Annotated in this window: 13 protein-coding genes; 6 read left to right on the top strand and 7 right to left on the bottom strand. The window is 45.2% G+C overall.

The annotated features are described in order from the left end of the window. The coding region (locus tag ABW391_RS26595; protein ID WP_353484944.1) for a LytTR family transcriptional regulator DNA-binding domain-containing protein at positions 1 to 156 on the top strand (156 nt) is incomplete at its 5' end. A 29-nt stretch (positions 157 to 185) separates the two neighbouring features. On the opposite strand, the gene ABW391_RS26590 is transcribed toward ABW391_RS26595, so the two are convergent. Beyond that, positions 186 to 2,267 carry a hypothetical protein gene (locus tag ABW391_RS26590; protein WP_353484942.1) on the bottom strand — a complete coding sequence of 694 codons (2,082 nt, stop codon included), beginning with the start codon at positions 2,265 to 2,267 and terminating at the stop codon, positions 186 to 188. Positions 2,268 to 2,275: 8 nt separating this feature from the next. Beyond that, on the bottom strand, positions 2,276 to 2,455 hold the full coding sequence (locus tag ABW391_RS26585; RefSeq protein ID WP_353484941.1) for a hypothetical protein: 180 nt from the start codon (positions 2,453 to 2,455) through the stop codon (positions 2,276 to 2,278). Positions 2,456 to 2,732: 277 nt separating this feature from the next. Here ABW391_RS26585 and panD point away from each other — a divergent pair, with 277 nt between their 5' ends. Genes panD through ABW391_RS26570 form a run of 3 tightly spaced genes read left to right on the top strand, consistent with a single transcriptional unit; the run spans position 2,733 to position 4,912 of the window. Then, positions 2,733 to 3,083, top strand: coding sequence for an aspartate 1-decarboxylase (gene panD / locus ABW391_RS26580; RefSeq protein ID WP_353484943.1), 351 nt, complete (start codon positions 2,733 to 2,735; stop codon positions 3,081 to 3,083). A 12-nt stretch (positions 3,084 to 3,095) separates the two neighbouring features. After that, positions 3,096 to 4,109, top strand: a complete 1,014-nt coding sequence (locus tag ABW391_RS26575; RefSeq protein ID WP_353484940.1) for an NAD-dependent epimerase/dehydratase family protein — start codon at positions 3,096 to 3,098, stop codon at positions 4,107 to 4,109. Beyond that, positions 4,079 to 4,912: an MBL fold metallo-hydrolase gene (locus ABW391_RS26570; RefSeq protein WP_353484939.1), complete on the top strand. Its 834-nt coding sequence runs from the start codon at positions 4,079 to 4,081 to the stop codon at positions 4,910 to 4,912. Before ABW391_RS26575 ends, ABW391_RS26570 begins: the two co-directional genes overlap by 31 nt. A 361-nt stretch (positions 4,913 to 5,273) precedes the next feature. Here ABW391_RS26570 and ABW391_RS26565 read toward each other — a convergent pair whose 3' ends face one another. After that, positions 5,274 to 7,382, bottom strand: coding sequence for a peptidylprolyl isomerase (locus tag ABW391_RS26565; RefSeq protein WP_353484938.1), 2,109 nt, complete (start codon positions 7,380 to 7,382; stop codon positions 5,274 to 5,276). 140 nt (positions 7,383 to 7,522) lie between these two features. Here ABW391_RS26565 and ABW391_RS26560 point away from each other — a divergent pair, with 140 nt between their 5' ends. Together ABW391_RS26560 and ABW391_RS26555 are read left to right on the top strand one after the other, a co-directional pair. Further along, on the top strand, positions 7,523 to 7,849 hold the full coding sequence (locus ABW391_RS26560) for an MGMT family protein (RefSeq protein ID WP_353484937.1): 327 nt from the start codon (positions 7,523 to 7,525) through the stop codon (positions 7,847 to 7,849). Positions 7,850 to 7,877: 28 nt separating this feature from the next. Further along, positions 7,878 to 8,312, top strand: coding sequence for a DUF2147 domain-containing protein (locus tag ABW391_RS26555; RefSeq protein WP_353484936.1), 435 nt, complete (start codon positions 7,878 to 7,880; stop codon positions 8,310 to 8,312). Between the two features lie 75 nt (positions 8,313 to 8,387). On the opposite strand, the gene ettA is transcribed toward ABW391_RS26555, so the two are convergent. The 4 genes from ettA to ABW391_RS29635 form a co-directional block, all read right to left on the bottom strand. Beyond that, positions 8,388 to 10,067 (bottom strand): energy-dependent translational throttle protein EttA, encoded by a 1,680-nt coding sequence (ettA, locus tag ABW391_RS26550; RefSeq protein WP_353484935.1) that lies wholly within the window; start codon positions 10,065 to 10,067, stop codon positions 8,388 to 8,390. 129 nt (positions 10,068 to 10,196) lie between these two features. Beyond that, on the bottom strand, positions 10,197 to 10,835 hold the full coding sequence (locus ABW391_RS26545; protein ID WP_353484934.1) for a DUF4276 family protein: 639 nt from the start codon (positions 10,833 to 10,835) through the stop codon (positions 10,197 to 10,199). Positions 10,836 to 10,843: 8 nt separating this feature from the next. After that, on the bottom strand, positions 10,844 to 11,935 hold the full coding sequence (locus tag ABW391_RS26540) for an AAA family ATPase (protein ID WP_353484933.1): 1,092 nt from the start codon (positions 11,933 to 11,935) through the stop codon (positions 10,844 to 10,846). Between the two features lie 81 nt (positions 11,936 to 12,016). Then, a partial coding sequence (locus ABW391_RS29635; protein ID WP_502916354.1) for a DUF7003 family protein occupies positions 12,017 to 12,137 on the bottom strand: 121 nt, incomplete at its 5' end.

The raw sequence follows: 12,137 nt of genomic DNA, 5'->3' as shown, positions 1-12,137 counted from the left end.
GCTGACTTCCTCCAAACCCACCGCAGTTACCTCGTCAATGCCGAAAAAATCCGCAATATTGATTTACAGGATAATCTCATTCAACTGAATAAGTACCAAGTGCCACTGAGTAAACGGCATCGGGAGCTGCTGTTGAAGAAGTTGAATTGGTTGTAGGGGGGAGACGATTGATTAGAGTGGATATTTTACAAGGATTTTACGAAGTCGAATAAGGCATCTGCAATTCTGTTGCGTTCAACCGAATAATTTTCGAACGTCAGAAGTCCTTTTCTATCTCTTTCTTTGAGTGAATTGTATCTGCCTTGCAATAGAACTGCTTCGTCAAATCTAGATTCCATGAATTGCTTGCAGTAAGCCAAGTATTCTTTGAGAGGGGTTTCAATATCCGCTTGTGTGATCATTTCTACCCAGTAGGCTTTTAGCTTTTCAAGCTTAGGTTGCTCTTCCGCATCTGTAATCGGACTTTCTTCATTAGAAATCTGAATTTTAGAGTGGGTTTCCTCTAGCAGTTCTTCCTCAAACAGTTCTTCATCCTCAGTAATTTGATTTTCATCCGAAACAGTTTTGAAATCATGGGGGGCTTCTTCAATTTGTGCTGGTTTAGCCACCATTTCCGAAGACTCATTCTCTTTAACTATAGCTTTGCCAATCAATGTATTTTTGATAACAGACCAGACATAGGTGGAATCCATTTTGCTGTCAATGAATTGATTGACGTTGTTGATAAGTAAATATCGCTCTTTGTCGTATTTCTCAGGAACTGTAAGCGCCTCGCGTATTAAATCTTCTAGAACTTCGTCAAAAAACAGCACGTCGATGCAAAAATCGTTGGAATAAGAAATAGCCGTAGCGTCAAAAATGAATTCCATTTCTGGATAACCCGCTACTTCCGCTCTGGCAACCCACAAGTATGGAGGCAAGAATTCGGTTAGTAATTTGGTCTTTTGTAATGGGCTATAGTGGCTATCTTTTTTGACCACACTTTGGCGGTATTCATTGGTTGGGGTTAGGTAAATGTCCCAAATTAACTGCTGATCGGTATCAATGAGGTCCACAAAAAGAGACTCAAAGTGGAGCGTTTGCTGGTAAATGTCTTCGAAAGTTAGGCGGATATCTTTAGACAAAGGCACGATGATGCTATACACTTCGCTTTCATGACGTGTGACTTTTGCAGTTGGGTCTTTTAGTCGGATGGTTTTTACCTTGCTACCATCATCTAGCAGTGTAACTCTTGAAAATGGCCCCACCTGATCGTCGTGTGCATATAAGGTCTGGATTTGATCGGCATAAGCAATGGGCTGATCGCAATTTTTGATCCAGGTGGCTTTCTGTGTATTTACGGCTTTGTACCCCGTAAGGGTGATCAAATGCTTACCTTCGTCTTCAAATTCCAAACCGAGTAGGATGGGCAGCCCCATTTTGAGGTAGGCATAAATAAATTTTCTGACGAAAGTTTTGTCTTTAACCTCCGTTTTATTGTTAAGCTTAACATTATAACCCAAATTGCCATTCAAGGTTCGCAGTTCAGCCTTTAATCCAATTTGCTCAATGACTCCGCAAATTTGATGTAAATCCATTCCAATACCGGGCAAGGCTCCTGGTTGGTTGTGGGCAGTGTATTTGGCCAGGGTATTTATGGACACAGGACGTGGTATGCCAACATTAAACATATTGTGCAACCGATGAATGGCACTCCAAAGAGCCACCGTTGAACATGCGCTTAGAATACCATCCTGCTCCATAAATGCCAATGAATCGAGCTGAATCCTGCGCCCCAATAAATGGATAGTATAAGGGCGAATTGCCGTAAATCTCCGGTCAGCGTTAGTGCTGGAGGGATAAGGCGATAATAACACAGGGCCTAGTCTGGACTTGGGTAGTGGTTTTACGGTGACAAATCCTCTGTAGCTGTCCCAAATCCTTTTCGTGCTGGTGTTTTCAGGATCAGTGATGATTTCTTCAACTGAAGTAAATGACCTGGAAAAAAAGTGAACGCGTTTACAAAACTTGGAATAATCCTGCGAGCTAAAAATAAATTCAGCCCCCAAATCACTTAGGTAGGTATGACTTATGTATTTGTGCTCAATGAGAATGGTTTTTACTTTAAACCTCGGCCTGTTCTGGTATTTTAGATGCTCAAACAGGAAATTGAAATGGTATTTACCTTTTTTGATGTACTCAATGGAGGTATGCTCGTTCGAAAGTGCCTTTGCGAGATTATCCTCAGTGAAGCTCAATACTTCAAAGAGGGCAGTGGAATTCCCCATACTTATTCTCAGTGCTGAACGTCAAACGGTTGGTTTAATGTAGACGGGTTGTTTTTTTTAAATTTCTGAATTTTTTCAGCTTCTTTTTTAGCTTTTGCGCGATTTTTCCAAAACTCTTCGTTTCGAGTAGGATTCTCCTTCACTTTAGCATCGCTAAACGGTGATTTTTTCTCAGTGGTTTCAGACATAACAGTTAACTTTTACGAAATATAATTTACAATAAGTTAAAGTAAAAATAACTTAACCCACAAACTTAAGTATAAAATCAATAATATACAATATTCCATATAAAATTTGTCACAAAAACGACCCACAATATCAGGCAATTAGGTGCATTTATTTGGCTAATGCAGGTATTTCTTACTTTCGAAGTAGCTACCTGCCTTTTATTTAAATTGCTGAATGGCTTTGCCTTTCACCACATCTTCAAAAAACCTTACCTTTGACAACACCCAATTTCCCACTATGCTGATTGAACGTTTTAAATCCAAAATTCACCGGGTCAAGGTCACCGAGGCCAACCTGAATTACATCGGTAGCATCACCATCGATGAAGACCTGCTCGATGCGGCCAACCTCATCGAAGGCGAAAAGGTACAAATCGTCAACAACAACAATGGGGAGCGCCTGGAGACTTACATCATCAAGGGCGAACGTGGCTCGGGGGTAGTTTGCCTCAATGGCGCCGCTGCCCGCAGGGTGCAGGTAGGCGATATCCTGATCATCATCGGGTATGGATTGATGGACTTTGAAGAAGCCAAAACCTTCAAACCGAGCATCGTTTTTCCCGATGAAAACAACCGCATTGTACGCTAAAAAATAAAACGAGTGCAACCCAAAAAAATCCTCATTACTGGTGCCTCAGGTTTTGTGGGAGGCCGCTTGCTGAAAAGCCTGACCCTCAGCCATTCCGATGCTATCGTATTGGGTACCGGGCGACGCAACGAGCGGCAAGCCGAATTTGCAGCCCTGGGTTGCCAATTCGAGACCGGAGACCTCGTCAAGTTTGCCGATTGTGCACGCCTGGCTGCCGGCGCCGATGTCATTATCCATTGCGCGGGCTTGTCTTCCCCCTGGGGAACCTATCCCGAGTTTTACGATGCCAATGTGCTATCTACCCTCAACCTGCTGCAAACCGCACAAGAACAAGGTGCACGGCGCTTCATCCTGATTTCTACACCGAGCGTATACTTCAATTTTCGGGATCGCTACAACATCAAAGAATCCGACCCCTTGCCCAACCCCATGGTCAACAACTATGCAGTGACCAAGTACGAGGCCGAGCAAGCTACCCTGCAACTTAATCGACCCGATTTTGAAACCATTGCTTTGCGGCCCCGCGCCATCATTGGTGCCGAAGATGCGGTGATTTTTCCGAGGGTACTACGGGCTTACTACGAAGGCAAGTTAAAAATTGTGGGCAACGGAAAAAATGTGGTCGACCTGACTTGCGTGGCCAACCTCATCCATGCCGTCGAAAAATGCCTCCAGGCCGATCATGCTGCCTTTGGAGAAGTGTACAACATCAGCAATGGCGAACCAGCCCCATTGTGGGACTCGGTTGGCTATTTATTGAAAGCACTCGATTTGCCTCCAGTCACCAAAAAAATACCCGCCAACGTTGCCCTGGGTGCGGCTGCACTTACCGAGTTTATCCACCGCTATTTCCTGAACGGGCGCGAACCTGCCCTGACCCGCTACAGCATAGGCATTCTGAGCAATTCCATGACCATGGACATCAGCAAGGCCCGAACAAAACTAGGCTATTCCCCCATTCAATCCACGCTGGAAGGCATCAACGAATTTGTAGCATGGTATCAAACTCAAAACAAGTCACATTAAAGGTATTTCACGCTGGTTATTGCGTAGCCAATGGCCGGGTAGTTGATCCGCTGCATGGCCAAAAGCAGTGTCGATTTTATGCCACCTGGGCTTTGATCGAGCATCCTGATCAAGGTTGGATTTTGTTTGATACCGGGTATGCGCCGCGTTTTCGCGAAGCGACTGCCCGCTGGCCGTACAAGCTGTATGCGCTGCTTACGCCAGTGTTTCTGAAAGCAGAAGAGACGGTGTTGGAGCGGCTCAAAACCCTGGGCATCGCTCCTGAATCCATCAAAACCATCCTCATCTCCCATTTTCATGGCGACCACATTGCGGGGCTCAAAGATTTTCCGCAGGCCCAAGTAATTTGCAGTGCCAGTGCGCTTCAACAAGCGATCTCACTTCAAGGCTGGGCAGCAGTGGGCAGCGGGATTTTGCCCGATTTATTGCCTACCGACCTGGCGCAAAGAACCACCCCAATACCCGATGCACAATTGGGGAATCTTCAGGAGGACGCCTCTGCTTACGATCTTTGGGGAGATGGCAGCATGCGCCTGTTTGCATTGCCCGGGCATGGCCGAGGTCAACTGGGCGCTGTCCTTCAAACACCCGAAGGAGAAGTCTTCCTTGCCGCTGACGCAGCCTGGCAACTCCAGCCCTGGCGCGCCGGGATTTTACCCCGTTCGATCGTGCGTTTGTTTTTCGACGATTGGCGGGCTTATCAACAGACGTTTTTTGCGTTGCGGGATTTTGCCGATCGGCACCCCGGATGCAGAATTGTGTTTACCCACAGCCCGGAACTGGTGCTTTCTACTGAGGTATAGTTTTACCCGAAAAAGAATACCGCTGACTTAATCAAGGAGACCGTGGCGAAGCGAGTAATGTTCTTATAGTTTGTTAAATGTTGAAGTCGAACGGTTCAATTATCCCTGCAATTTCGCTTTTTCATGCCGAAATTGCAGGGATGTTGAATTGAATGACTAGAAAGGCCATAGCAGAAATTGCCCAGTAGCTACGGGTTATTCCTTGGATACTGACGTAAACGTGTTAGGTATTGGTGAATGGGGAGCGGTTTTCGGGGATCTTGTTTAAGTGCAATTGAAAACCATTCATAGAAAAAGGGCTGATGAAGCGTACTCCATCAGCCCTTTTTCCATGAATTGGATTCCAAACACCTCCTAGTGCTTAAAAGTATTTCGAGCGTTTATCCTTGATGGTTGCCATTTTGCGGAAAGCAGGCATAAAGCGATTGGACACCTGAGAACGGGCATTGCCCGACAATGTAGTCTTCAACTGGTTGATGTCTGTAGCTGCATTGGGAGTAGTTACAAACAGCGCATTGAGCACAAAAACACCACCGTTGCCCACTACAGGGTTAGAGGTTTGTCCTTGCTTCAATTTGAAGACATTGGCGTTTACCCGTGGTTCTGCACCAACGTTGTTGGGCAGGAAAGACTGGTTGAAACGGATGTTGCGCATCGTATCAATTTTGGCACTGTATTGCGCCGCAGCAGCTTCTACACTTTTGCCTTTCAGTTTTCCGGCAATCAACTCTCCTTTTTTGCGGTTGATCACTACCGTTTCAATGTCCTCTTTAACCTGATCGGCTTTTGCAAGACCTTTGGCAATGACGGTTTTCAAACCTGCAATTACATATTTGTTGGTATAAAACTCAACAGGATCAGTGAAGGTAAAGATGTCTGGAGCAACTTGACCCTTGCTTGCGCCGAAGGCCCAGCGGATGATTTCGCGAGGTTGTTGTCCAGAGCCCAAAGAACCCAGGAAGAATTCATTGGCATTTACCGCAGGACTGGTTTCTTGGGTAATCCCTTTGGTCTTTTTAGCCGCAGCCAGCAAGCTTTCAACATCTTGGTTATTGGCATTCAGAAAGCGTTGTGCAGCTTCAAAACGGCTGTTTTCCGTTTCTTTGGAAGGTCTGATCGCTTCGCCAATGTAAGCCACCCGAACCCCGGTTGAGTTGGAAGTAACTTTCTTGCCAGTAACTTCAACCAGGTGAATCCCAAACTGGGTTTCTACCGTATACAATTTGCCTTGCTCGGCCTGGAAGAAAATCAAGTCGTTGTATGGTTTTACCATGCCATTTAGACCAGTGTAACCCAGGTCGCCACCACTGGTAGCTGTACCGTCTGTGCCAAAACGCAATGCCATGTCGGCAAAGGTAGAAGCACCTTTCTCGATCACATTTTTGATACTATCGATCCGTGCCTTGCAGGCCGCAAGAGGCAGATTTGCATTAGGTGCAATCAGAATATGGCGTGATTTAACGCTATCAGGGATGACTTTGCGATCCAGCAATTTCACTGCACGGAAGGAATTTCCATCTACATATGGCCCAAAAATGGCGCCAACGGGTAGATTGAAAATGCTATCGGCATTTTGCAAGAGGCCTTCTTTTTTAATGTATGCTCCATCAATGGTACCCAGGTGTTGCTCCACGAAAACGGTATCATTGGTAGCTTGGCGCCATTCAACAATAAAGTCAGCAATTTTTCCGCGTTGAGCGGCAGAGTCTGCTTTGGTTGGTTTCACATCAAAGGTTACGAGCCCAATTTTGCGGGCTTCTTCATCAAATTTGAACAAGCCTGGATTTTCTTTCAGGTAGTTTTCGTAATCTTCGTCAGAGATGGACACTTCCGAGTTGTCTACAGCATCAAATGGTACACGGGTGTACACCACTTCCATCATAGTTGCACTTTCCTTCTGGTTCGCCTCGGCAACCCAGCTAGGTGTATACAAACCTTTGGACACCATGCTGATCAGCTTGGTCTGCATGCGGTCTTTGATGATTTCCTGCTCCTGAATGGCCCAATAAGAACGAGCAGTGGCCGGAAGGGTATTGGCCGTAATTTGCTGCTTAATGGCGTTCAGTTGCTCGCGGTTGAGCTGCTGGGTGCTTTGATCCATGAAGCGTTGCATGATAATCGGGCTTGGCTCCGGACCGAACTGAAGGTCGTTCAATTCGTTTTTGCTCACCCCAATGCCCAATTTCGCTGCTTCCTGATCGATCAGTGCTTTTTCTACGAAATAGTCCCAAAGCGCACTGCGACGGGAATAGATATCACCAGAAGATCCTGCATAAAGGACACTCTCGGTGCGATTGAATTCATTCAGGTCTACCTTTTGGCCATTGATTTTGCCAATGCTAGGTTGTATGCTGCCAAAGATACTGTTTTGGCCGCCCATCATATCCTGAATAATAAAGCCAAATAGGCCAAGCGCGATCAAAACTACAATCAAAGCGCTATTCTTGCGAATTGTACTAATCAGAGCCATCTGTTCTTATTAACTTTGAAGAAAAACGACGCAAATGTAAACAATAAAATTTGGAAAGCAGTACATTTCCTTCCTTTCGATGCGAATAATTGTCTTAAAATACCTAAAATTATGGGGTTTTTCCCTCAAAGTCGCATTTTATGGCCAAACCAAATTACCAGGAACTTGTTTTCGACATCACCCGCCTGATTCCGCCGGGAAGGGTAAGCAGCTATGGCGCCATTGCCGATTACCTGTCGCTGGGCTCGGCGCGGATGGTAGGCTGGGCATTGCGCACCAGTTTCCTTCAGGACGGGGTTCCGGCGCACCGGGTGGTCAACAGCAAGGGCGAACTCAGCGGGCGGGCAAATTTTACTCCACCCAGTTTGATGCAACAACTTTTGGAGGCGGAAGGCGTTAAAGTGGAAAACGACCGGGTGGTCAACTTCAAAGTGGTGTTTTGGCATCCGGAAGAACTAGGATGGTAGTCACCAGATAAACCAAATTCAATTAACCATGAAGTATTTTCTCTCCATTGTATGCCTTAGCCTGCTTTGCACCATTGGCACACTACAGGCACAAACCAACCCTTTCGGTGTTTGGAAAAGCATTGACGACAAAACTGGCGAAGCCAAGTCAAACGTAGAGGTTTATCAAAAAAATGGCAAGCTCTACGGCAAGGTCATCAAAATCCTCACCGATAAACCCAACGCCAAATGCGATGATTGCAAAGGCGACAAAAAAGACCAACCGGTACAGGGCATGGTGATCATCGAAGGATTGCAGGAAGCTGAGGGCACTTGGAAAAACGGCACCATCCTTGACCCCGAAAATGGCAACGTGTATGGTTGCGTGATCTGGCTGGAAGAGGGCAAGCCCAACGAACTGAAAGTGCGCGGCAAGCACTGGACAGGTTTGTACCGGACGCAGACCTGGTATAGAGTGAAGTAACTTACATTCCGCATTTTAACCGCAGAGCAACGAAGTTGACGCGGTTAAAATGTGGAATGTGATTCAATATAAAACCTATCGGTTAATCACGTTTTTGAACTTCGGTCTCCGTGGCGTCACATCTCCCAATCGTTCTTTCTTCACTTTTTCGTAATCCGAATAGTTGCCTTCAAAGAACTCGATGGTAGAATCCCCTTCAAAAGACAAAATGTGGGTAGCCAGGCGGTCGATGAACCAACGGTCGTGACTGATCACCATCACACAACCCGCGAAGCTCTCCAAACCATCTTCTAGTGAGCGGAGGGTGTTGATGTCGATGTCGTTGGTAGGTTCATCCAATAGCAGCACGTTGCCCCCTTCACGAAGCGTCATGGCCAGGTGTACACGGTTGCGTTCGCCACCAGAAAGAAAGGACAATTTCTTTTGCTGTGCATCCCCACTGAAGTTGAACTTGCTGATGTAAGCGCGAGCGTTGACCACGGTTTTTCCCACCGTAATGTTGTCGTTGCCTCCGGAAATCGCGTCATACACCAGTTTATCGCCATCCTGGAGTTGGTCGTGCGACTGATCCACATAAGACAGTTGCACGGTTTCGCCCACGATGACCTCACCCGAATCTGGTTTTTCTTTGCCCATGATGATTTTGAACAAAGTAGACTTACCTACCCCGTTGGGACCAATGATGCCCACTACGGCATTTTTGGGGATGGAAAAATTGACGTTTTCAAACAAAATGCGGTCGCCAAATGACTTGCTCACGTTTTTTACATCAATGACCACCTCGCCCAGGCGAGGTCCCGGCGGGATAAACAATTCGAGTTTGGCTTCTTTTTCTTTTACTTCTTCATCGGCCAGTTTGTCGTAAGCGCTCAAACGGGCTTTACCTTTGGCCTGACGGGCTTTGGGAGCCAATCGAATCCATTCCAACTCCCGCTCCAGGGTTTTGCGGCGCTTGGATTCGGTTTTTTCTTCCTGCTCCATGCGTTTGGACTTTTGCTCCAACCAGGAGGAATAGTTGCCTTGCCATGGAATGCCTTCGCCACGATCCAGCTCCAGAATCCAGCCCGCTACATTGTCCAGAAAGTACCGGTCGTGCGTTACGGCAATAACGGTGCCAGGGAAATTTTGCAGGTATTGCTCCAACCAGTCTACCGATTCGGCATCCAGGTGGTTGGTTGGTTCGTCCAGCAACAGGATGTCGGGATTGCTCAGCAACAAGCGACACAAGGCCACGCGGCGGCGTTCACCACCTGAAAGGACTTTGATTTGGGCATCGCCTTCGGGGCAACGCAGGGCATCCATGGCCGTTTCGAGTTTGTGATCGAGTTCCCAGGCGTTGGCATGGTCGAGGTATTCCATGAGCTCGCCTTGCTTTTCGATGAGGTTCATCATCTCGTCGTCGTCCATGGGCTCGGCCAATTTGAGGTTGATGGCCTCGTATTCAGCCATTTTGGTCACCACTTCGCTTACCGCTTCTTCTACGATCTGGCGTACCGTTTTGGTTTCGTCCAGCGTAGGTTCCTGCTCTAGGTAACCAATTTTGTAATTGCCATCAAAGGTGATGCGGCCTTGGTAATTGGAATCCAGTCCGGCAATCAGCTTCAGGAGCGTCGACTTACCCGAACCGTTGAGACCCAATACGCCAATTTTGGCACCATAGAAAAAAGAGAGCCAAATATTCTTCAGCACTTGTTTGGTCGGGGGAAAGATTTTACTTACCCCCTCCATTGAAAAGATGATCTTTTCGCCTGCCATAGGTGTGCGGTGTTAAGGTTTTGATTTAGGGTTGTAAAGATGAGAATTTTTAAGGTAATTGTGGTAGCGAAATGTTGGAGATGGATTGCCTCAATCCTACCATTTATTTTGGAACCTACCTCCTTAACTTTATGTCAAATTTTCTATTTTTTTGATCCATGAATCAAAATGAGGACATGCATTTCGCATTTTTTCTAGCCCGATGATTTCAGCAATAAGAATACCTTCAGAGACTTTATCATAAGAAGGAGCTAGATTTATTATTCGTTGTGAAGGTTTTGTGTGAACACTATCATTGATATATTCTGGCGATGGAAAATCGGATAAAATCTTTGCGAAGCTTCCTTTGGGGATTTCAGGATGGTCAATAATTAGGCTTTCTTCTAAGCTATTTGGATCAGAAAAAAGCAATGCCTCAAATTCGTGTAATTGAAAGTGGCAGAAAAACTGCCGATTATACAGGTTTTTATGGGTTAGCACATCCTCTTGAACGGCTGCTTCAATCGCCAGTACTTTTTGTAATGCTTCTTTTGTGGCATTTGCTTTATAGCCTGGGTAGTCATTGTTGATGCCATAGAGGTCAACTAAAGTGGTTACGTGTGCGTTTTTGTCCGAATTTAGCGTTTTGACGATGTTGTTTTTGAGGCTATGATAATTGAATCCTCCATCCAAATTGATTGGATAAACACTGACATTGTAACTGATGAAATGTGGAGCAAGCAGTTTGCTTACAAAAAATTCCTCAGTTGCCCCTTCACAGATGATCATTACTCTTATCATGGGCGACCTCCAATGATGTTTTTCTCCCAAATTTCCCCTAAGGAGTACTCCGTCAGCCAATCTTTCAATTCCTCCTCCGCTAAACGTTCAAAGCTTGATTTTCCCTCATTACTTTTCACGACAATGATATCTTCCGGCTCAAAGCAGGAAACCAAGTCTGCGGACTGGGTAGAAACAATCAATTGAGAAAAATGTGCGGTCTTCTTTAACAAGCCCCCCAAAATCTGGATAGCAGAAGGATGAAGCCCAAGTTCTGGTTCATCTAACAAAATTAAATCAGGTCTATAGGGTTGTGGTTGTAGCAGTAATACACACAAACATATAAACCTTAGTGAGCCATCTGATAAATCCGATGCACTAAAAATATGATCTGAATTTTTTGAAAGCCATTCTAGGCGGATCGTTTCTGGATTTAAAGGATCAGGACGTAGTACAAACTCACTAAACATTGGCACCACCAAAGCAATGGTTTTTTCGATGCGATCATAATGATTAGAATAAGCTTCTTGCATCAAAAATAAAAAAGAAGCCAGATTTGATGCGTCTTCTTTAAAATACAGATTATCATTTATTTGTGCCGTTTTTTTTGCTTTGGCAGAATCACTGGTGTCGTGAAAATGATACACTCTCCAATTGAAAAGAGTATCATAAACGTATTTGGAAATTTTTTCAGACTTTGCAGCTTTTTTTAGATTTGACTCATTTGCTCCCGCAGAAATAAGCTCCCAATAGGGGTTAGCGTATTGAGCACTTTGGAATCCTGTGTGTTCTGATTCGATAAAAAGACTGTCGGTAAGTGTTGGTTTGAGGATTAGATTGTAGTAATTTGGTTGGAAATCAAGAGAAATCTTTATCTCTTCGGTGTTTTTACCACCTAAAAAAAACAGTCTATCTGCGCCCCCTTTTTCTCTAACCACGGATTGTAGCCTTTGCTCAATGACGTTTCTGAGGAAGCTGAAAACAGAGATGAAATTGCTCTTGCCAGAGCCATTGGCACCAATAAGGATATTTAAATTTTTAATGTCAACATCTGCGAGTTGAATGGATTTATACCCTTCAATGTAAATTCGTTGTAGATTTTTTGACATAGCGCGCTTGTATTCTTCGGCAAATTAACGGTTTTTTAGTAAACTTTTGAGCTGAAAATGAACCCGGTGTTGAGCCTTTATTTAAAGAGTTCCGCCGTCAGGCCAGTTTTTCCAGTTTGTATTGGGTTCATGTGTCGGCTTGTAATAGTCGATGTTACCAGTTTCTAATACCTTGGCAATTTGTATAAATGTTTCATTGTTA

The sequence above is a fragment of the Haliscomenobacter sp. genome (assembly GCF_040403615.1).
GTDB lineage: Bacteria > Bacteroidota > Bacteroidia > Chitinophagales > Saprospiraceae > Haliscomenobacter.
This window is presented reverse-complemented; position numbering and strand designations above follow the sequence as displayed.

What these genes read in the sequence shown, in the direction of transcription:
- ABW391_RS26590 (WP_353484942.1), bottom strand. Translation starts at nt 2,267, where the DNA reads ATGGGGAATTCCACTGCCCTCTTTGAAGTATTGAGCTTCACTGAGGAT.
- ABW391_RS26585 (WP_353484941.1), bottom strand. Translation starts at nt 2,455, where the DNA reads ATGTCTGAAACCACTGAGAAAAAATCACCGTTTAGCGATGCTAAAGTG.
- panD (WP_353484943.1), top strand. Translation starts at nt 2,733, where the DNA reads ATGCTGATTGAACGTTTTAAATCCAAAATTCACCGGGTCAAGGTCACC.
- ABW391_RS26570 (WP_353484939.1), top strand. Translation starts at nt 4,079, where the DNA reads ATGGTATCAAACTCAAAACAAGTCACATTAAAGGTATTTCACGCTGGT.
- ABW391_RS26565 (WP_353484938.1), bottom strand. Translation starts at nt 7,382, where the DNA reads ATGGCTCTGATTAGTACAATTCGCAAGAATAGCGCTTTGATTGTAGTT.
- ABW391_RS26560 (WP_353484937.1), top strand. Translation starts at nt 7,523, where the DNA reads ATGGCCAAACCAAATTACCAGGAACTTGTTTTCGACATCACCCGCCTG.
- ABW391_RS26555 (WP_353484936.1), top strand. Translation starts at nt 7,878, where the DNA reads ATGAAGTATTTTCTCTCCATTGTATGCCTTAGCCTGCTTTGCACCATT.
- ettA (WP_353484935.1), bottom strand. Translation starts at nt 10,067, where the DNA reads ATGGCAGGCGAAAAGATCATCTTTTCAATGGAGGGGGTAAGTAAAATC.
- ABW391_RS26545 (WP_353484934.1), bottom strand. Translation starts at nt 10,835, where the DNA reads ATGATCATCTGTGAAGGGGCAACTGAGGAATTTTTTGTAAGCAAACTG.
- ABW391_RS26540 (WP_353484933.1), bottom strand. Translation starts at nt 11,935, where the DNA reads ATGTCAAAAAATCTACAACGAATTTACATTGAAGGGTATAAATCCATT.